This is a genomic window from Agrobacterium tumefaciens (assembly GCA_025559845.1).
In the GTDB taxonomy this organism is placed as follows: domain Bacteria; phylum Pseudomonadota; class Alphaproteobacteria; order Rhizobiales; family Rhizobiaceae; genus Agrobacterium.
This window is the reverse complement of sequence record CP048470.1, coordinates 1,409,649-1,430,228: the sequence shown is the minus strand read 5'-3', so window position 1 is coordinate 1,430,228 and position 20,580 is coordinate 1,409,649. Positions and strand designations below refer to the sequence as shown.

Below are 20,580 nucleotides of genomic sequence, written 5' to 3'. Positions count from 1 at the left end.
TCTTTGCTGACGGTAATGACGGAAGGGAGATCCATGTTCCACAACAAACGATTTTTGACCTCGACCATGCTCTGGGCGGTGGTGGGAGCCTCGCTCTCGAGTGCAGCCTATGCGCAATCTGCTTCGCCCGTTGAGACAGGACGGGCCAACGCACCAGATCAAAAACCGGCTTTTGAAGGTCAAACTCGAGCACCTCAGGCAACCGCGCAGCCAAACGTCGAAACATCCGTTGTCGCAGACGGCTTACCGCATCTGTGGTCGATGGAATTTCTACCAGACGGCCGCATGATAGTCGCCGCCAAGGAGGGCGCGATGCATATTGTCGCCGATGGCAAGGCCGGCTCCGCGATTGACGGCGTGCCGGACGTTGCGTCCGACGGACAGGGCGGCCTTCTGGACATTGCGCTTGCACCGGACTTTGAAACCTCGCGCACGATCTTCTTTTCTTTCTCTGAACCCCGTGACGGCGGCAACGGAACCTCTGTCGCATCCGCAAAGCTGAGTGAGGACGGCGGAACAGCAAAACTCGAAAACGTCAATGTCATCTTCCGCCAGATGCCAACCTATGACGGCGACAAGCATTTTGGCTCCAGGCTCGTCTTTGGGCCAGACAATGCGCTCTATGTGACGGTCGGTGAACGCTCCGATGCAACACCGCGCGTTCAGGCGCAGGACCTGTCGAGCGGCCTCGGAAAAGTCTTCCGGATCGATACCGAGGGCAAGGCATTCGAGGGCAATCCGTTCGCCAGCCAGAAGAACGCCCTCCCGGAAATCTGGAGTTATGGCCACCGCAATCTGCAGGCGGCCGCGCTGGACGGACAGGGCAGGCTTTGGACCGTTGAACACGGCCCCAAGGGTGGCGATGAACTCAACATGCCCAAAGCGGGGCTGAACTACGGTTGGCCCGTCATCACTTACGGTGTCGAATATAGCGGACGTGCCGTCGGCGAGGGTGCGACCTCCAAGGACGGCATGGAACAGCCTGCCTATTATTGGGACCCTGTTATCGGCCCATCTGGCATGGTCTATTACGACGCAGAGCAAATTCCGGAATGGAAGGGTGCGTTCATTGTCGGCGGACTGGTAAGCCAGGGACTGGTGATCCTGAAAATCGACGGCGATAAGGTTGCGACCGAGAACAGGCTGCCACTGGATGCACGCATTCGCGATGTGAAGGTCGGCCCCGATGGTGCTGTTTATGCCGTGACCGAGCAGCGCGGCGGCGGTAATTCGCAGATCCTGCGGATCGCCAAGTCCAGCTAACCAACTTTCCTTCATGAGAACGGGCCGCTTGCCAATAGCGGCCCGTATCTCTTTCGCGTATCAAGCGCTGACATGCGATCGCCCTTCCCGTATATCGTCAGATGAAGTGAACCAAACGATTCCGGCCCCGCCTTGATTGCCGACACCGATGACACGCCAGAACCAGAAAACTTGGAGCCGACAAGCCGCATGCTGTCGTGGGCGCGCAATTCCGCGATTTATCGCCTGGAACGACGGATGATGACTGAGCGGCAATTGCGCGACGCGATTACCCGCAAGGCAAAGGAAAAGTTCGAAGATATCAGTGTCCAGCAGACGAAGGCTCTCGGCGATTTTGCCGTCAAATTCGCTTACGAAATCAAGGCTCTTGACGATACCGCCTTCGCTGAGATCACGGTTCGCAGTGGTCTGCGCAGTGGCAAATCCAAACGTGGCCTTGCCCAGAAACTGACGATCAAAGGCGTCGATCGGCAGACTGCGGAAGCTGCTCTCGACGAAACCAATGACCTTGTCGCGGCAGTGGTTTTTGCCCGCAAACGGGCATTCGGTCCCTACCGCCGTATTGAACTGGATGAAAAACGAAAGAACAAGGAACTATCAGCCTTTGCGCGCAACGGTTTTTCGTTTGAGATCGGTGCCCGGGTTTTCGCAATGACGCCTGAAGAAGCGGAAGATATTCTCTACGACGCGCCGCTTTGACGTCTAACTATTGCGCTGGCAAAGGGTGCGCTTTTAAAAAAGCGATCAGGTCGGCGATTTCCGTTTCGCTCCAGAGGCCGAAGAAGCGCATTGACGTCCCTGGCACAGCTTTTTTGGGGCTGGCAATGAATTTGGCCAATTCCTCCTCTGACCAGACCCGTCCCGCATTACCCGCATCCTTCATCGCCTGCGAGTAGTTATTATAATCGGCAACAGATGCCATTGGCCTGCCGACCACACCCATCAAATGTGGCCCCATCCGGGTGCGGGGAGCGTCGACGCTGTGACAGGTGGAACAGCGGCTGAATACGCGCTCCCCTTTGCCGACATCACCTTCTGAAAAAGCAGGCACAGCCGCGCTCAGAAGAAAGGCGATTGACGCTGAGACGACAGAGGAGGCAGTAAATCTCATATCCTCATAATACAAACGCCCTCTTCATCTCGCAATGAAAAGGGCGTTGTGCATGCTGCGACAGAATGCCCGAAGCCTTGCTTCGAGCGCCCCGCGCAAATTAGTTGATGGCCGTCAGCGTTACCGACGTACCGGTCGCTGCAAGATTCAGGCCGACCTGGCCCGTCACGCTGACAGTCTGAAGCTGGATGGAACCGGAGGTACCGCCAACGAGGACGTTAGCGCCGACGCCAAGACCGACAGTCGCTTCAGCCGTTGCACCCTGATAGAGGCCACCGAGCGAACCACGGTGATAGCCTGCTGTCGGAGCAAAAACCGCCCAGACCAGACGACCCTGTGTGGTAAAGCCTAGGTCAACACCCATCTTGCGGATAGCGCCGGTGTAGTGATCGGTACGGCGCGCGCCCATGGTGGACTGGAACGTGCAGTCCAGTTCCTTTGCGGAACCGATCACGTAACCCACACCGCCACCGATATCGCAGCTCAGGTAACCGATCTTGACACCATTGCGATCGTCCTGCTCCTGAGGAGCTTGCTCGTATCTCGCAAGGTCCGCAGCCAGCGCAGATGCGGCACCGCCAAGACCCATCGTCAATGCGGCAAAGGTTACGGCAACAGCTTTTTTCATCTGGTTTTCTCCTTGTTTTATTCCTACCCGCAGCAGCCCTTCTTGCCCACTCCGGATACTGAATTCCGCACTGTTAACGTTTGTTCCTCAAAATCGATCCAAAACAACCGAATTGGGGACAAGGAGACCCAAACAGTTAACAATGTCTTTAAGGCGGTAGGGGGCCATTAAGGCAGTGTTAGGGCAGACATTGATACAGAGGTGTCTATCCCCGGATTGCCATGCCCAGTTGCAAATCAGAGCGGAAGGGCGACGGGAAAACCGGTAGCGGGATGGGTCATCACATCCATCTTCACCCCGTAGATTTTCTCCAATGTCTCGGGGTTCATGATCTCCTGCGGTGTGCCACGCGCGATCAATCTGCCCGAGTGCAGGGCGACGATTTCATCGCAAAAACGAGCGGCCATGTTCACGTCATGCAGAACCACGACAACGCCAAGACCTTTTTCCCGTGACAGACGCTGAACAAGAGACAGCACCTCAATCTGGTGGGCCATATCGAGAGCCGAAATCGGCTCATCCAAGAGAAGGCTTTCAGCATTTTGCGCAACCAGCATCGCCAGCCATACCCGCTGACGTTCACCGCCGGAAAGAGTGTCGACCAGCCTGTCGCGGAAGGCAACCGTGTCGGTGAGTTCTATCGCCTCGTCGACCTTTTCCTGATCTGCCTTTGTGAATTGTCCTAGCGCGCCATGCCACGGGTAACGGCCGAGTGCCACCAACTCCTTGGCCAGCATACCTGACGCCGCAGGCGTGTATTGCGGCAGATAGGCAAGTTTTCGCGCGAACTCGCGGTTGCCCCAATCGCCGAGCGCCTTGCCCTCGAAGGCGATTTTACCGGATGAGGGCTCATGCATCCGGGCGAGAAGCTTCAGCAGCGTGGATTTACCAGAGCCGTTGTGACCAATGAGGCCAATCGTCTTGCCACTGTCGAATTGCGTTGTCAGGGGATGCAAAAGCACCCGCCCCGGCACCTCCATCGAAACCGCATCCAACGAAAAAAGCGGCGTCTCATCATACTGTATGGCAAGTGCAGCCTGAGCCATGGGTCTTATCTCCGGATGTGAACGTGAATGTCATTGTCGCCGACCTGCCAGCCAGATCAGGTAGGGTGCCCCTGCCAGCGTTGCGAAGAGGCCGAGCGGCAGCTCGTAGGGAAACGTAATCGTCCTCGCCCCCAGGTCGGATAACACCATCAAGGTCGCGCCAAACAGGAACGATGCAAGCATGTGATGTCGTGGGGTGACGAAACCGGCACGAAGGGCGATGTGTGGCGCCATCAAGCCGACGAAACTCAAAGGGCCGACAAGCAGTGAAGCAGCTGCTGTCGCAATGCCCGCGACGGCAACGACACCGGCGCGCGCACCAATAAGCGGCAACCCCAGAGATTGCGGCACGGCTTGGCCCAGCGGCAGGATTGCCAGCCATCTCGTCACCGAGAACGCAGCAGTGAGCAAAACGGCGGACAGAACGAACAGGAAGATCGACGAGGCAGGTGTCGCCGTCGATCCAGAGCCACTGAGCCATGACAGAATCTGCCAGGCACGCTGATCGCCGATGGACAGCAGTGCCGATAACACCGCCGAGCACAAGGAACTGATGGCAATGCCGGCGAGCAGGATTTTCTCGGGTGTCAGATATCGGCGCGCAGCAAAGAACATGACCAGGATCATGACGGCGGCAGAACCGACACCTGCGCCTACAAACAATTCGAAAATGCCACCTGCTGGAAACAGCGTGATGGCTGCAGCAAAGCCAAGGCCAGCACCGCCGCTGACGCCCAGAACTTCAGGGCTTGCCATCGGGTTACCTGTCAGCCTTTGCAAGAGAGCCCCGGCCATGGCCAGAAGGCCGCCTGCGGAAAAAGCAGCCAGCAGTCTCGGCCAACGGAACGGCAACAGATCTGGCAGATCGGACGACGCCAGAAGTGCCCAGCCTTCAGGCCCTTTGGTGACGACAAGCGCCGCAAAGACAAGAACGGCCAGCACCGCGAGCACTGGCAGCAATGCGGCAGGTCCGCGCCTCTTCGTCGGCTCGTCATTGCCGCCGCGATGAACCTCGGTGGCGCGGATTTTCGGGAGCAACCATAATAGCAGCGGGCCACCAATCAACGCCGTCACGGCGCCAGTCGGGAATACCTCGGATGTGGACGTCGCAACAAATTGTACAACCCCATCGCAAAGCCACAGGAGCAATCCGCCGACAAGAGGCGAAACCAGCAAGACCGCCGACGAACGCCGTATACCGAGCGCCCGCGTGATGGCCGGCGCCGCAAGCCCGATAAAACTGACAAGACCGACAGCGGAAGAAACGAATGCCGCCAGAACGACCGCCAGCGCCCCAACCGCCAGACGCACGGAGAAAAGCGACACGCCGAGGGATTGTGCACCGGAATCGCCGAGCCCGAGAAGGGTCAACGGCCGCATCAGCAGGAATGTCACGGCAAGCCCTGCAAGAAGCTGCCACGACAGCGCAATTGCCGCCGACCAGTCCTGCTGGCTGAGTGCGCCGCCATTCCAGACGACAAGCGACATGAGATATTCGCCTTGCGCCAGTGTCAAAGCAGCCGAAACCGATGCGGCGGTAATGCCCACCAGCAGCCCGGCGATCACCATGGTGACCGGTTCGAAAGACCGGCGCCATCCAAGCAGAAAGACGACTGAGGCTGCCAAAGCAGCCCCGAGCAATGCCACCAGTGAGCGGTTTCCGTCCAAAGCTTCGGGAAAAAACAGGGTTGCAATAACGATGGCGAGTTGCGCTCCGGCGGAGATACCGAGCGTGGAGGGATCTGCAATCGGATTGCGTAGCAATAGTTGAAACAGTGCACCGGAAAGGCCAAGCATGGCTCCGGCAAGGATGGACACAACGACGCGAGGCATCAGGCTGAACGCAACAATGATCTGATCGAGCGACATTGACGACGGATCGAACGGCAAGGATGGCCAAAGACCGAAGGGCAAACGCAAGACCATGGCGTGCAGGGAAAGCGCACATGCCAGCGCAACAGCGAGACCGCAGAAAAGCTGGATGGAGCGCGTCGTCACAATGCCCCCTGCTGCGTCGTCAGTGCTTCTGTCAGAAGGCGCGCAAAACGCATGCCGGCCGTGATACCGCCATAGGGATTGATATTTTCGAGCATCGTCACTCGGTTTTCTCGAACTGGCGTCAGCGACTGCCAGATTACGCTGTTGCGGAGGCTCTGACGCGCTTCAACAGGAATATCGGAAACGATGACAATGCGCGCCTCAGGTGTTTCTGCAAGGTTCTCAAGCGGCACCGGAGCGGCAAAGGTGAATTGCGAGCGGTCTTTCCATGCGTTGGGAAGACCCAGCCTGTCGAGAATGTCACCGAACATGCTGTCCGCGCCGAAAGCCCGGAAATGTCGTGCGTCACCGATGTTGATAATGTAGGTCGGGCGCGCAGCGAATGCGGCAAGGCGTTCCCGCATCGTCTCAAGGGAACGTGCCGTCTCATCCAGAACCTTTTGGGCCTCGTCGATTTTTCCGAGTTTCTTACCAAGCGCCGAGACGGCCGATAGCGCTTTTGCGAAAGGCGGCTCGCCCTTCACATAGAACGGCAGCGAGAACACGGGGGCGATCGCTTCCAGCCGCCCGGTATAGCGAGTGTAGAAAGGCGAGATCAGAATGAGGTCGGGCCTGGAAAGGTGCAAAAGCTCGAAATTCGGCGCGCCACGCAGGCCGAGGTCAGTCACTTCAGCCGGAACAGGCGGCTCGACGGCATCTTTTCTGAACTGGATCAGTTCTGTCGCCGCCACAGGCGTGACGCCGAGGGCAACGACGGTTTCCAGCATGGCCCAGTCGATCGCAGCGATTCGCGGCGCTGTTTGGGCTTGAAGCGGCCGTACGAAAGCCGAAGCAGCGAGCAATCCGAGAAATTCCCGCCGCCCCCAGGACGAGGACATGTATCGATACCTGACTGTCATGCCCCTGTTGCTTCGCGTGTTGCGGCAGCCTTACCAACGATAGGTCAGCTTGCCCATAACGGTTCTTCCGTCACCGTAATAGCATCCGAAAGTGGAGCAACTAGAAATATATTCTTTATCAGTCAAGTTTTGTACGACAAGCGAGGCACGATAACCGTTTTTCTCGTAGTGAACCCCGATATCGAGCAGTGCGAGAGCCTTCATATCGAAGGCATTGGCGGCGTCGCCGTAGCGCTGACCGATATAACGCACGCCACCGCCGATGCCGAAACCCTCAAGAGCGGTGTCTTCCGGGAACGTATAATCGAGCCAGAGGCTTGCGGCATGGCGCGGCGCATTATCGAGTTCCTTGCCGTTGTTGACGCGGCCTGAAACCTCCGTGTTCATGTAGGTGTAGGCTGCCCTGAGATCGAGGCCATCAGCAAGTGTTGCCACGCCTTCAAGTTCGATGCCTTTTACACGCGCCTGGTCCATCTGCTGTGTCACGCCGCCGACGGTCGTCGTTACGTTTTTCTGTTTCAGGTCATAAGCCGCGACGGAGAAGAAACCGTCCCAGCCTTCAGGCTGGTACTTGATGCCAGCTTCCCATTGTTCGCCGGTCGTCGGCTTGGGTGCATCACCGACGGCAGGTTGCGGCACGGGTTCGAACGACGTGGCATAGCTGACATAAGGCGCAATGCCATTGTCGAAGAGATAGCTCACGCCGGCACGCCCTGTCAGCTTGTGGTCATCCTTGTCGAGCGATCGATACGTGGTGCCATTGAATGTCGTACCGCTGGTGCTTGCCCAGTCCTGCCGCAGACCAGCGGTGACGCGCCAGTTCTCAAAGGCCATCTCGTCCTGCACATAAAGGCCGACCTGGGAAATATCGGTTTTCACGTCGGCATAAAGCGTGCGTGACGTCAGGCTGATCGGACCGCCATAAACTGGATTATCGGGGTTGAGCGACGTTGCCGCCCAAAATTCGGTTTTCACATTGTTGTCGAAGTAGCGATAATCGACCCCGGCCAGTACTGTGTGATCGACCGGCCCGGTCGAAAAATCGACCTGCAGGCTGTTGTCAATATTAAAGGTGTTCAGCAACTCGTCCTGGAACGTCGCATTGCGACGAATGAGGTTGCCGATCATCCCGCTATTGGTCGAAGACATCCCAAGTGCCCGATAGGACCAATCGAAATTGGAATAACGGGCATTCTGTCTGAACGTAAAGGTGTCGTCGAAGCGGTGCTCGAACTCATAGCCGATATTCGTGAACTTGCGGCTGGACGTATCGAACGACGGATCACCGACATAGAAACTACGGTCAAGCATATTACCGGGGCGCAGATAGGTCAGCGCTGGAGGCAGACCGGATGGCGAGCTTGGGTTATCGTGCTGATAGGCGCCAAGGACCGTCAGTTTCGTATCTTCGTCGGGTTGCCAGGTGACTGCGGGCGCGATGAAATAGCGGTCGTTTTGCAGGTTGTCGGTTTGCGTGTGCGCGTTGCGCGCCACGCCGGTTAGCCGATAGGCAAAAGTGTCGCTGTCAGCGATCGGGCCACCAATGTCGAACATCGACTGGTAATAGTCGTAACTGCCGACTTGTGCGCCGACTTCTCCAAAGCGCTCGAAGGTGGGACGTTTGCTGATGAGATTGATGAGACCGCCGGGGTTACCCTGTCCATAAAGAACCGATGCAGGCCCACGAATGACCTCGACACGCTCCAGACCATACACCTCGTAAGAAGGTGCACCTGCAGTACGCATGAGACGAAGGCCGTTGAGGAACTGCAACTGGTTTCCTGCAAAACCGCGAATTCGAGGCGCATCGAACCGCGGGTCGGAACCGGACGGCTGAGAGACAACACCTGGAACGTAATTCAATGCTTCGCTGAGATTGCGAACACTTTGATTGTCCATCTGGTCTCTGGTGATGACAGTGATGGACTGCGGCGTCTCGATCAAGGAGCGGCCCGTCTTCGTCGCGCTTGCGCTGGTCTTTGCCACATATCCCTTGACTGGCGCTTTGGGGTCCTGCGTTTTGCCATTACCATCAACGGTAATCGTCTGGAGCGTCGTTGAACCGGCGTCCTGTGCGACGGCAGGCAGAGCTGCGCAGAGAGCGATCAGAGCGCAATTGCCCGCCAGGACAGAACTGTATTTCGACTTCGCCTTCACCCCGAGACCCTTTTCACCTGCGCACCCAAAAAAACGGGCGCTTTTCTGGACTAATTAAGTCATCTTATTAAGCAAGTGGTCGATCATGATCCAATAAGCCAAAACCGGTTTTTTCATCACTGTTGATTATGATAAATGGTTTCGATAATAGCTTGAAATTATTCTAATCTGAAAACCGCACAACCATGACCAAACGGCAAAGACCTCGGGCCGAGACCTTCGAACTCCGGCACTTACGGTATTTCACCGCACTGGTGGACGAGCGCAACTTCGAGCGTGCTGCCCTAAAGCTTGGCATCGCACAGCCGGGGTTAAGCCAGCAGATCATGAACCTCGAGGATATCGTCGGAATGCCGTTGCTGGATCGGACACGCCGATCCGTGCAACTGACGGCCCCGGGCCAGCTTCTCTACGAAGATGCGAAAAAGATTCTGGCAGATGCCGATGCTACACTGGCAGCCCTCAAACGAGTCGATCGCGGGGAAACGGGCCGCATTACCATCGGTTATGTTGCTTCCGCCGCTTACTCCGGCCTGCTCATTCAGTCTATCGCCAGCTTTCGCGCATCTCATCCCGATGTGGAATTGCAACTCATCGAGATGGAAATGCGGCTGCAGCTCTCCAAGATTGCCGATGGTAATCTCGATATCGCCTTCATACGTCCACCCGCGCCAGTACCCGAGGGTGTGGCGACCAACGTCATTCTGCGTGAGCCTCTGATGGCGGCACTGCCGCAAACTCATCCTTTCGCGTTCGCTCGCCAGGTCGATCTGAAGAACCTGTCACAGGAAACCTTCATCACACCCCGTCAGCCTCCCGATGTTGGCTTCCATTACAACACCATCGAAGCCTGCAACGAGGCAGGCTTCCAGCCGTCCATCAGCCCTGAAGGGCGCGATTACACCACCATCGCCTGCATGGTCTCTATCGGCCTTGGAATTGCACTCGTACCGCGTTCGCTCGACTGCCTGAGGTTGCCGGGTGTCCACTACGTGCCACTTTCATCCAGCACAACAACATCTGATCTGGCAATTGCCTATCGCAAAACCGAAGCCTCTCCCGCCGTTCGGGCCTTCGTCCTGCACAACAGGCAATGATGTCAGACGGCATCTTTTGAACCGGACCGTCAGGCGCACCACCAGGATATGACGCCTCCATGACAAGGCTTTCAGGTTCATGTCAGCTAAATCCCGCATCCGCCATACAAGGCCGATGCGGTGCTGCACTTGCACGCGTTTTTTTACGCTCTTCGCTGTCGTCGGTTCATGTGAAATCTGGTGGACCTGACAGTGGCTCTATTTACGGCGAAAGCAACAGGAACTGAATCGTATCGTCCCGAAATCGGCAGCGTGCCGCTTAGCTTGCTAACGGGCGTGTATTTGCTGTTTTGCACGAACCAGACATTCTGGTCGAAAATACACACCTATCTGTCGGCCTATCCGGTTGCCATCGCGGCGCTTTATATTGCCATGGCGGCTCTTCTCGGCGCTCTGATAACGATTTTTTCCGCCAAATATCTCATCAAGCCGTTTCTGATCTTTCTGGTGATCGCAGCGGCCTCTGCGTCCTGGTTCATGGATCGTTATGGTATCGTCATTGACAGCGACATGATCCGCAACGCTATGGAAACAACGCCAGCCGAGGCCGGCAACCTGATGACGCCGGGCTTTATCCTGCATCTTGCGATCAACGGACTTGTGCCGTCCATCGTCATCATGGCTGTCAGGGTCAGGCATCGACCGATCCTCGACAAATTGCTCTGGAACACGGTCAGCATTTTGCTCTGCCTCCTTCTCGTCGGCATTATCAGCTTCGCCAATTCCAAGACCTTCACCACTGCCATCCGTCAGCACAAGGATATCGTAAAGAGCGTCAATCCGCTGTCTCCGATCCTGTCGACAATCCATTATTTCACACAGGCAGGCAAAGAGGCTGAGATCACGGTGAGCCCAATCGGCCAGGATGCGAAAATTCTTCCCGCGCTGGGCGGCGTCCATAAACCGCGTGTCACCGTTATCGTCGCAGGAGAGACGGCGCGCGCGGCCAACTTCTCGCTCAACGGATATGAGCGCGACACCAATCCCGAACTGGAAAAGCGTGACGTGGTCTATTTTCCGAACACGACGAGCTGTGGCACCGCGACCGCCATTTCCATCCCCTGCATGTTCTCGAAATTCCCCCGTTCGAGCTATAGCCATAGCAAGGCGCTCGCCAACGAAAACGTCATGGATGTTCTCGTCCATGCGGGTGTGGATGCAAGCTGGCTGGACAACAATACAGGCAGTAAAAATGTCGCCGACCGTATCGCCTATTTCGACTTGCCATCGACCAATGATCCCCGCTTCTGCACAGGCGGTGAATGCCGCGACGACATCTTCTTTGACAAACTGGACAGCTGGCTCAACAACATTCGAAAGGACAGCGTTATCGTCCTTCACCAGATGGGTAGCCACGGACCGACCTATCACCTGCGCTACACCGACGAGTTCAGGAAGTTCACGCCGGATTGCCGTACCGCAGAGCTTGGCAATTGCACCGATAGCGAGATCGTCAATTCCTACGACAATACCCTTCTCTATACCGATCATTTTCTGTCGACAGTAATCGACAAGCTGAAAGCACGATCCGACAAGCTGGCGACCGGCATGATCTATGCCTCGGATCACGGTGAATCGCTCGGTGAGAACGGCGTCTACCTGCACGGCGCGCCCTATCTGCTGGCACCGGATCAGCAGACCCACGTTCCATTCCTCGTCTGGTTCGATGATGACTTCGCCAGGTCCATGGGTCTGGACAGAGCCTGCCTTGCCAAGGATGCAGCAAAGGGTGGCCGTTCCCATGACGACTACTTCCACAGCATCCTGGGCATGATGAACATCTCCACCTCCGTCTACGATCCGTCACTCGATATTTTCAGCGGATGCACGACACGTCAGAGCAGTTGATCAGACAGAACTTGACGCTTGTCCTGCGAAAGCGATACGCAGGACAGCGCTATTAAGGGAGCTGTCTTGCGAGTTCTGCTTGTTGAAGACGATCACGTCTTGGGAGAGGCGTTGCGGGACCATGTTGCGGCAGCGGGACACGCAGTCGACTGGTTCAAGACGTTGAACGACGCCATGGCGGCAACATTGACCATGGCCTATGGGCTCGTGCTGCTCGACATGAGATTGCCTGATGGCGACGGCATCACCCTGTTGAAGGCCTTGCGCAATCGTAACGACGCCACACCCGTTATCATTCTGACTGCCCATGACCAGGTCTCCGACCGCATTGCAGGCTTGAACGCGGGTGCCGACGATTACCTCGTCAAACCGTTTGATCTCTACGAGCTTTCGGCCCGCATGCTGGCGGTTTCGCGGCGTTACGAAGGGCGTTCGGCGCCGGTCATTCGGTTGCCAGGCATCGAAATCGATCAGGTCGGGCGGAGCATCGTGGTTGACGGAACGGCGCAGACGCTGAGTGCCAGAGAATGGGCCGTTCTTGAAAAACTTGTCGAGCGCCCGGGCGCGGTCATTTCGAAAACGCAATTGCACGACGCGCTTTACGCGTTTGGTGCAGAAATCGAAAGCAATACGGTCGAGGTCTATATCAGCCGTCTGCGCAAAAAAATCGGCCGTGACCGCGTCGAGACCGTTCGCGGCGTGGGTTACACCATCAAGTAGGCAAGCATGTCCAAACCCGTCAGCATGACCCGAAAAATCGTCGTCGCCGTCACAAGCGTCGTTGCGGCGTCGTGGCTTCTCGCAAGTGGCCTCGGGATCATGGTGATGCAGGATGAATTCGCGGAAATCTTCGATTCCGGTGTGCAGGAAACGGCAGAGAGGCTGCTGCCTCTTCTGGTCGACGACCTCAGACAGAACAACACGGCACCCGCCCTGCAAAAACTTCGCTCCTCGGAGGGATCGGAATATCTGACCTATCAAGTCCGGGACCGCGAAGGACAGGTCGTCCTGCATTCGCATGACAGCTCGACCGAGCCTTTCGAGGTTTCGCTCGATCCCGGTTTTTCCGAAACCTCGACTCAACGCATCTATTCGGTGGCGACGCCGGACGGAAACTATGTCCTGCAGGTTGCCGACGCTTTCGCCAATCGCCGCGAAGCCATACAGGAGGCAGGAACCGCACTGCTCTTGCCCGTCCTCATTCTGATTCCCGCAAGTATCATCGCCGTGATCGTTGTCGTCAGACGAACACTCTATCCGATACGCACCCTGCGCGACGAGATCGGCAAGAAGGATGGCGGCAACCTTGCGCCGCTTGAAACCGAACCTTTTCCCGCAGAACTTCATCCTATCGCTCGCTCGGTCAACCTGCTGCTGGAGCGGCTGCGCGCAGCCATCGAGGCTGAGCGCGAATTTACGGCAAACAGCGCCCACGAATTGCGCACGCCGATTGCCGGCGCTTTGGCGCAAACGCAGCGACTGCGTGCAGATATTCCTGCTGAACTGTCTCCCCGTGTGGAGAATATCGAAAAGTCGCTGAGCCATCTCGGTCATCTGGCGGAAAAACTGCTGCAGATGTCCCGTGCGGAGGCGAAGATCGGCGTCACCGATAGCAGCAGCGATATCATGCCGGTCGTGGAACTGGTTGTCGACGACATCAGCAGATCGGCACTTGGCGCACGCCGTATCAGGTTCATCAACGATTGCGACACGGGTCTCGAATGTCGGATCGGTGCCGACGCATTGGGGATTGTCGTCAGAAATCTGCTCGAAAACGCACTGATCCACAGCCCGGCGGGAAGTCCGGTGACGGTCCAGACGAAGCCCGACGGAACGATTTCCGTCGTCAATTCCGCACCGGTGATCGACGAAGCACTGTTGCCCAAACTGACAACGCGCTTCACCAGAGGCCAGACGGGTGCCGAAGGCTCGGGCCTCGGCCTTGCCATCGTGAAAAAGCTGGTCGAAGAAAGCGGTGGAAAGCTGTTTCTGTCATCGCCGGCACCTGGACGAAAAGACGGGTTTGAAGCGCGCGTTGTCTTTCCCGTAAAAGCGGCCTGACGAAAAAAGCCCCGCCGAGGTCGACGGGGCTTGGATATTTATGGGCGTATTGGCCAGTTCAGTCTTCGTGGATGTGGCTGTGATCGCGTGTATCGCGCATCTTCACATAGACGATGAGCGACAGGGCAATCATGATCGTCACGTACCAGAAGAACCAGCCCTCATGGCCGATCTGCTTGAACTTGAGGGCGACGAACTCAGCCGTTCCACCGAAGATGGTATTGGCAAGCGCGTAAGGCAGCGCAACCCCAAGAGCACGGATATGTGCCGGGAACATTTCCGCCTTCACTACCGCGTTGATGGACGTGTAGCCCGTCACGATCAACAGTCCTGCAAGCACCAATGCGAAAGCCGTGAACGGGCTGGTCGTGGTCGCAAGGGTGCTGAAGATGAGATAGGTGAACAACGTTCCGAGGATACCGAAGCCGACCATCAGCGGCTTGCGACCAATTTTGTCAGACAGCGCGCCGGCAATCGGCTGGCACAGCATGAAGACAAAGAGGGCCGCCGTGGTGATTTCGGTCGCGCTCTCCTTGCTGAAGCCCGAGGTATTGACGAGGAATTTCTGCAGGTAGGTGGTGTAGGCGTAGAAGGCCAGGGTACCGCCCGACGTCAGGGCCATAACCATAAAGGCCTCCTTCGGGTAGTGCCGGAAAAGCGCCCAGCCGCTGGACTTCGGCTTACTGTCGTCATTTTCCTTGACGTTCTTGAACGACTGCGTTTCGACCAGTCCACGGCGAATGTAAAACACCGCAATCGCCAGAACGCCGCCGATGAAGAACGGAATGCGCCAGCCCCATGCGCTGAGCTGTTCGGGCGTCAACAGGCGCTGCAGGATGAGCAACACAGCAAGTGCCAGAAGCTGACCGGATATCAGGGTGACATACTGGAAGCTGGAGAAGAAGCCACGGCGGCTCTTACCGGCCATTTCGCTGAGATAGGTCGCGCTGGCGCCATATTCGCCGCCGACGCTGATCCCTTGCAGCAAACGGGCAAAAACCAGAATTGCCGGTGCAGCTATACCAATCGTTTCATGGCCAGGGGTGATGGCAATCAGGAGGGACCCAAGACACATCAGCGTCACGGAAAGGGTCAGGCCTGCCTTGCGACCCTTGCGGTCGGCATAGGTGCCCATGAACCACGCACCGATCGGGCGCATCAGAAACCCGACAGCGAAAACCGCGGCGGCACTCAGGAGTTCGGCGGTCTGGTTCCCAGACGGGAAGAAGATCGGCGCAAAATAGAGGGTAAAGGCCGAGTAGACGTACCAGTCATACCATTCAACGAGGTTACCCGCCGATCCACCGATGATGGATTTCAGCCGGGTTTTCTGATCCGGCGCAGCCGCCGGCTCATTTGTCATAATATTCACGCTAGACTCCGATTCAGTCTGATCTGGAGATTGGAGCGAGCAAGGAAGGTGTGATAATTTGTCGCTCCCTGCGGACGGTATATACCTCTGATGCTGCAATGCGCAAGCTTATGCTGCAATGCGGCATAATCCTTGCTTTCACCCGGTCGCATCTGCGTTTTCATATGCCGCCGTCGAGACGGCAAAAACACCAATCCCGCCGTTGCCAGTGGCTGCGGGGTAAAATAAAAAATATCAATGCTTTACAATATCGCACATTTGCATCTCGAGAAGCTCCTCGTGCCGGCATCACGGGCGGGCGAGGCGTTGGCGCGGCTGGACGAACGAATTTTACGCTCACCGCTGCGATTGGGCTTCATTGAGCGACAGGATTTCGGCGATGCGATTTCATCCATGTGGGTCGATGGCGAACTCGTGCACATGGAAGACCTCGTTTTGCATGAGGCGCGAATGGACGTACGTGCGCCAACGCACGAGATGATTTCCGCCTACAGGATATTGCGAACCCGACGCACGATCTTCGCGAATGTCAGAGGATGGGCCTTCTCGGCGAGCGGCTTGTCCCGCCTGCGTGGCAAGATATCGGATCCTGATGAAAGTACAGGCCTCCAAAGTTTCTCTCCCGCTACACCGGATGTCGATGAAACGTCTGTCGAAGATGTGCCACTACAAGATGCTTTTTCCGAGCTGGATGCCCTTCTGGCACGCAGCACGGCAACATTGCAAGCCGTCACCGGAGGGCGTGATCTTCCGCCAAGCCTGCCCGCAAACGACAGCCACGCTCTGATCCGTGACGCAGACTGGGATGAGGAAGAAAGGCTTGAGGAGTGGCGGCAGGTTCATGACGCAAGCCAGGCACTCCCGCCGATCCTGCGCGCCGCGATCATGCTGGACGCGTGGAACAAGCTTGAAGTTCTGCAACGAAGCCCCTGGCTTGGCAGGCTGCTGACAGCGGCTTTTCTACGTGATTCGGGGGTTTCTCCTGATCATCTGCCGGCGCTCAGCCCAGGCCTGCGCGCTGTTGCACGCGACCGCAGACACGCCGCCGACCAGACGGAGCGCGCCGTAGCGCTTCTCGACAGTTTTTACGAAGGCGCTGTTGGTGGACTGAAAGAGCATGACAGGCTCCTGCACGCCCGTGAAAGAATGCTGCGGAAACTGGTCGGCCGGCGTTCAAGTTCGCGATTGCCGGCACTGATCGACCTTGTTGTCGCCCGGCCCGTCGTCTCGGCTTCAGTCATCGTCAAGGAACTTGGAACAACACAGCAAGGTGCTGTGGGATTAGCCAACCAGCTTGAACTTCGCGAAGTCACGGGGCGCGGGCGATTTCGTGCCTGGGGAATGCTTTGAGGCTGACTGATACTGGCTTTCTCGCCATGACAGCGGCTATGCTCACTGGATAAACAACTGAAACAATTTCAGAATTTTCCGATCACGATTCTTAACAAAATTTAACTATTGCGGAGCGGGACGAAATGTCTATCTTCCTCGCAGCGTTGCAGCCCAATTTATTCTCCGGCAACGCAGTCGCATTCAACACCGGCAATATTTTCAGACCGGCGACATCCAGTGTCCATCACGAGGGAGATGCAAGTCATGACCATTTCCATTTCACAGCCAGATTCCGATCAGGAAACCAGCGCACCATTTGCCAGAAAGATACTGGCAGCCAGAAACCACGCCGGCTACACGGTCGACCAACTGGCAATAACCTGTGGCCTTACGACCACCGAAATCCGAGCCCTGGAAGAGGGCACTGACAGCGATCCGATACGCATCAAGCGCGTTGCGGCTGCTTTGAACATCCCCGTCGAAGCTGTCATCTGATCTTCTGCGCTCCGATTTAACCGCCGCCAACGGAATGTTCTTGATGGAGCATTCCGGCGGCGTTTGAATATTCGCCATCAGAAATGGCGAAACTATTTCCGACGCTTCTCTTAAAATTTCGCTTTTCAGCACCACATGAGCGTGGTCACCGGCATCCGCCGGGCGCTGCCTGCACGACCGAGAGCCGGCCACATTTCGGGAATCCGCTCATGACACTTCGCGATAACACCGAGGATCTCATTTCGGCGTCGACGCTCAATCTTTGGCCGACGGAAAAAACCGGCATCCTCGACTGGCTCGTGACCGATACCAAGGGTCAGCGTTTCATCGACGAAATATTTGTGGAAATGTGCGAGCGGTTGCGTGCTGAAGGCGTTTCCATCGCACGTGCCGTCCTTGCCTTCCAGGTTCGCCACCCGCAATGGCTTGGTGCGCGCATAATCTGGAAGCCGGGCATCGAAGCCGCCGACATCGATACATTCGGGTACGGATCGGAAAGTTCTCCGGAATATATCAACAGTCCTATCAGCGAGATCCATCGTGGTGCTCAGGAGGTTCGCCAGCGACTGCAAAGCGGCGCAACGAACGGGGCCGGATATGCGATCTATGACGATCTTCTCGCCGAGGGAATGACAGATTATTGTGCCTGGCCAATAGAACACACGTTCGAAAAACGGCATGTGGCGAGTTTCGCCAGCGATCGCCTAGGCGGGTTTTCTGATGCTGAAATCGCAACGTTGAAAAATCTTATACCCGCGCTCGCGCTCGTCAGCGAGATCAGGGTCAAAAATCGCATGGCGCGGACATTGCTGGAAACCTATGTCGGGCCACATGCTGGGGCGAAGATTCTGGATGGCGCAACGACACGCGGAAGCGGCGCCACAGTCGGCGCGGCGATCCTGATCTGCGATCTGCGCAATTTCACACATATTTCCGACCTTTGGCCGAGAGACGATGTGATCGAACTGCTCAACGGCTATTTCGACGCTATGTGCGACCCGATCGAGGAATTTGGTGGGGAGATCCTGAAGTTTATGGGCGACGGATTGCTGGCGGTTTTTCCACTCAGCAATCCCGACGCCTGCCACAATCTTCTCAAGGCGATTGGCAAGGCGCAGGAAGGGCTTGCCGCGCTCAATGAAGTCAACAGGCAGAAAGGCCACGAACATCTGGGGTACGGCATCGGCGTTCATATCGGCGATGTCATGTATGGCAACATCGGTTCGAAAACCCGTCTGGATTTCACAGTCATCGGCCCAGCCGTGAACATAGCATCCCGCCTTGAAACCCTGACGAAAGACACCGGGCGCCCGGTTCTCTTTTCCAAGGAGTTCGTCAACGCGGCAGGATGTAGCGACAAGCTGGAAAACCTCGGACCCTGGCTGCTTCGTGGACTTGAAACCCCTGTGGAAGTCTATGCCCTCCCCGCGCAAAGCCATGCATAAGCGACTGATATAAAAAACGCATTTGTCATGCGGATACGCCATCATCGATGACTGCGGCGCGCTTTTTTTCATCTTAACCAAACGTCAGGTGCATTGTGACCGGACACGTCAAACCAGCGCCCGAAAGGGATGCATCTGCTCGTTTAAATCGCTTGACATGATGCACCTGTCGATCTAGCAAAATAGAACATATATTCCATATTTTCACGTAGAGAATTCTACGTTCTGCCTTCCAGGGAGTGGAGGGCAGTTATGAGCAACGGGAGGAATAATGGTTACGAAACTGGCACTGCTTGGCGCTGGCCGCATCGGCAAGGTTCACGCCAAGGCAATCGCGACGGACAGTCGCGCGAAGCTGGTCGCCGTGGTCGATGCAATGGAAAACGCAGCGAAGGCAATCGCAGAGGAAACAGGATGTGCCGTCAGCACAATTGACGACGTCCTGGCGAACAAGGACATCGATGCCGTCATCATCTGCACTCCGACCAATACGCATTCCGACCTGATCGAGCGCTTTTCGCGCGCCGGCAAAGCGATCTTCTGTGAAAAACCCGTCGACCTCGACGTTGCACGTGCAGAAGCCTGCGCAAAGGTGGTTCAGGAAACCGGCGCGAAGGTCATGCTTGGCTTCAATCGCCGTTTCGACCCTCATTTTCAGGCCGTTCACAAGGCGATCGAAGATGGCCGCATCGGCAAGGTGGAAATGGTGACGATCACCAGCCGTGATCCCGGCCCGCCGCCTGGAGACTATATCAAGGTGTCCGGCGGCATTTTCCGTGACATGACCATCCACGATTTCGATATGGCGCGTTTCCTGCTCGGCGAAGAGGTAAGCGACGTCTTCGCAAGCGGTTCCGTTCTCGTAAATCCCGAGATCGGTGCGCTTGGCGATTTCGACAGTGCCAGTGTCATTCTCACCACCAAGAGCGGAAAACAGGCCATCATTTCGAACTCACGCCGCGCCACATATGGTTACGACCAGCGCATTGAAGTACACGGTTCTCTTGGCTCGGCGGCTGCCGAAAACCAGCGTCCGGTTTCCATAGAGATCGCCAATGCGGACGGCTATACACGCCCGCCTCTGCATGATTTTTTCATGACGCGTTATACCGCCGCTTATGCTGCGGAAATCACGGCGTTCATCGATTGCATCCAGAACAATAAGGCGCCGTCGCCATCCATTACCGACGGGCTCGTTGCCCTCAAGCTGGCGGATGCCGCCCTTAAATCCGCACAAACGAAAACAGCTGTTTCTGTCGCTTGAAACGGCGAAAGGCAAAAAGGCCGGGCGACAACGCCCGGCCCTTTTTTCATTACAGGCCTGTTTTGTTCGTCAGAACATCGTGTTCTGGTTTGCTGACGTTTCAGGCACGTTCTGGATCACGTCCCAATGTTCGACAATTTTGCCATCCGCGACCCGGAAGATGTCGACAACAGCCTGGCCATTATCCTTCTCACCATTGGTGGAGTGGATGTGTAGCCAGACCAGATCTCCATCCGTGGAACTGCGCACAATGCGCGCTTTGGAGTTGGGGTTGTCCTTGAAGAAACCAGTGAAAAACGACAGGAAAGGCGCCTTGCCATCCGGCACCTGCGGATTGTGCTGTCTGTAGTCGTCGGCCACCACCCTGGCCGCTTCTTCAGTTTCATGCCTATTGAAGAAACGATCGTAAAATTCGATCACAAGTTTGCGGTTTGCTTCTTCCTGCACAAGATTGCGAGAGGCCGTTTGAGCGAAAACGGGCATTGTTGCGGCAACAAGAATGACAGTGGCGCCCATAAGCAGCTTCAGAGATCTGACCATGGTGTCTCCCTTACATTGTTCTTG

18 protein-coding genes are annotated in these 20,580 nt (G+C 56.6%); 10 read left to right on the top strand and 8 right to left on the bottom strand.

Going from position 1 to position 20,580, the window contains the following annotated elements:
* Positions 1-33: 33 nt before the first annotated feature.
* Positions 34-1,263, top strand: coding sequence for a PQQ-dependent sugar dehydrogenase (locus FY156_22875; protein UXS04322.1), 1,230 nt, complete (start codon positions 34-36; stop codon positions 1,261-1,263).
* A gap of 189 nt (positions 1,264-1,452) precedes the next feature.
* On the top strand, positions 1,453-1,962 hold the full coding sequence (recX, locus tag FY156_22870) for a recombination regulator RecX (GenBank protein UXS04321.1): 510 nt from the start codon (positions 1,453-1,455) through the stop codon (positions 1,960-1,962).
* Positions 1,963-1,969: 7 nt separating this feature from the next.
* Here the strand turns inward: recX and FY156_22865 are convergent, their stop codons facing one another.
* The 6 genes from FY156_22865 to FY156_22840 all read right to left on the bottom strand — a co-directional run bounded on the left by FY156_22865 (position 1,970) and on the right by FY156_22840 (position 9,102).
* Positions 1,970-2,374, bottom strand: coding sequence for a cytochrome c family protein (locus FY156_22865; protein UXS05215.1), 405 nt, complete (start codon positions 2,372-2,374; stop codon positions 1,970-1,972).
* Positions 2,375-2,474: 100 nt separating this feature from the next.
* Positions 2,475-3,002 carry a DUF992 domain-containing protein gene (locus FY156_22860; GenBank protein UXS04320.1) on the bottom strand — a complete coding sequence of 176 codons (528 nt, stop codon included), beginning with the start codon at positions 3,000-3,002 and terminating at the stop codon, positions 2,475-2,477.
* Positions 3,003-3,238: 236 nt separating this feature from the next.
* Complete coding sequence (locus FY156_22855) at positions 3,239-4,048, bottom strand: ATP-binding cassette domain-containing protein (protein UXS04319.1); 810 nt, start codon at positions 4,046-4,048, stop codon at positions 3,239-3,241.
* 30 nt (positions 4,049-4,078) lie between these two features.
* Positions 4,079-6,046: a Fe(3+)-hydroxamate ABC transporter permease FhuB gene (fhuB, locus tag FY156_22850; GenBank protein UXS04318.1), complete on the bottom strand. Its 1,968-nt coding sequence runs from the start codon at positions 6,044-6,046 to the stop codon at positions 4,079-4,081.
* Positions 6,043-6,945 (bottom strand): iron-siderophore ABC transporter substrate-binding protein, encoded by a 903-nt coding sequence (locus FY156_22845; GenBank protein ID UXS04317.1) that lies wholly within the window; start codon positions 6,943-6,945, stop codon positions 6,043-6,045. Before FY156_22845 ends, fhuB begins: the two co-directional genes overlap by 4 nt.
* A 30-nt stretch (positions 6,946-6,975) precedes the next feature.
* Positions 6,976-9,102, bottom strand: a complete 2,127-nt coding sequence (locus tag FY156_22840) for a TonB-dependent siderophore receptor (protein UXS04316.1) — start codon at positions 9,100-9,102, stop codon at positions 6,976-6,978.
* A gap of 185 nt (positions 9,103-9,287) precedes the next feature.
* On the opposite strand from FY156_22840, the gene FY156_22835 reads away from it, so the two are divergent.
* The 4 genes from FY156_22835 to FY156_22820 all read left to right on the top strand — a co-directional run bounded on the left by FY156_22835 (position 9,288) and on the right by FY156_22820 (position 14,108).
* The gene (locus FY156_22835) at positions 9,288-10,199 is read left to right on the top strand and encodes a LysR family transcriptional regulator (protein ID UXS04315.1); all 912 of its coding nucleotides are present in this window, start codon (positions 9,288-9,290) and stop codon (positions 10,197-10,199) included.
* A 180-nt stretch (positions 10,200-10,379) separates the two neighbouring features.
* Positions 10,380-12,047 carry a phosphoethanolamine transferase gene (locus FY156_22830; GenBank protein UXS04314.1) on the top strand — a complete coding sequence of 556 codons (1,668 nt, stop codon included), beginning with the start codon at positions 10,380-10,382 and terminating at the stop codon, positions 12,045-12,047.
* 66 nt (positions 12,048-12,113) lie between these two features.
* Complete coding sequence (locus FY156_22825) at positions 12,114-12,767, top strand: response regulator transcription factor (protein ID UXS04313.1); 654 nt, start codon at positions 12,114-12,116, stop codon at positions 12,765-12,767.
* Positions 12,768-12,773: 6 nt separating this feature from the next.
* Positions 12,774-14,108 (top strand): HAMP domain-containing histidine kinase, encoded by a 1,335-nt coding sequence (locus FY156_22820; GenBank protein UXS04312.1) that lies wholly within the window; start codon positions 12,774-12,776, stop codon positions 14,106-14,108.
* A 58-nt stretch (positions 14,109-14,166) separates the two neighbouring features.
* Here FY156_22820 and FY156_22815 read toward each other — a convergent pair whose 3' ends face one another.
* A complete protein-coding gene (locus FY156_22815) occupies positions 14,167-15,471 on the bottom strand; it encodes an MFS transporter (protein ID UXS05214.1) in 1,305 nt (434 codons plus the stop codon).
* 246 nt (positions 15,472-15,717) lie between these two features.
* Here FY156_22815 and FY156_22810 point away from each other — a divergent pair, with 246 nt between their 5' ends.
* The 4 genes from FY156_22810 (at position 15,718) to iolG (ending at position 20,016) form a co-directional block, all read left to right on the top strand.
* Positions 15,718-16,830, top strand: coding sequence for a DUF1612 and helix-turn-helix domain-containing protein (locus FY156_22810; protein UXS04311.1), 1,113 nt, complete (start codon positions 15,718-15,720; stop codon positions 16,828-16,830).
* 246 nt (positions 16,831-17,076) lie between these two features.
* On the top strand, positions 17,077-17,307 hold the full coding sequence (locus FY156_22805) for a helix-turn-helix transcriptional regulator (GenBank protein ID UXS04310.1): 231 nt from the start codon (positions 17,077-17,079) through the stop codon (positions 17,305-17,307).
* 209 nt (positions 17,308-17,516) lie between these two features.
* Entirely contained in the window at positions 17,517-18,752 is a 1,236-nt protein-coding gene (locus FY156_22800; GenBank protein UXS04309.1) for an adenylate/guanylate cyclase domain-containing protein, read from the top strand.
* A gap of 271 nt (positions 18,753-19,023) precedes the next feature.
* Positions 19,024-20,016 carry an inositol 2-dehydrogenase gene (gene iolG / locus FY156_22795; GenBank protein UXS04308.1) on the top strand — a complete coding sequence of 331 codons (993 nt, stop codon included), beginning with the start codon at positions 19,024-19,026 and terminating at the stop codon, positions 20,014-20,016.
* A 69-nt stretch (positions 20,017-20,085) separates the two neighbouring features.
* Here the strand turns inward: iolG and FY156_22790 are convergent, their stop codons facing one another.
* On the bottom strand, positions 20,086-20,556 hold the full coding sequence (locus tag FY156_22790) for a hypothetical protein (protein UXS04307.1): 471 nt from the start codon (positions 20,554-20,556) through the stop codon (positions 20,086-20,088).
* Positions 20,557-20,580 lie beyond the last annotated feature (24 nt).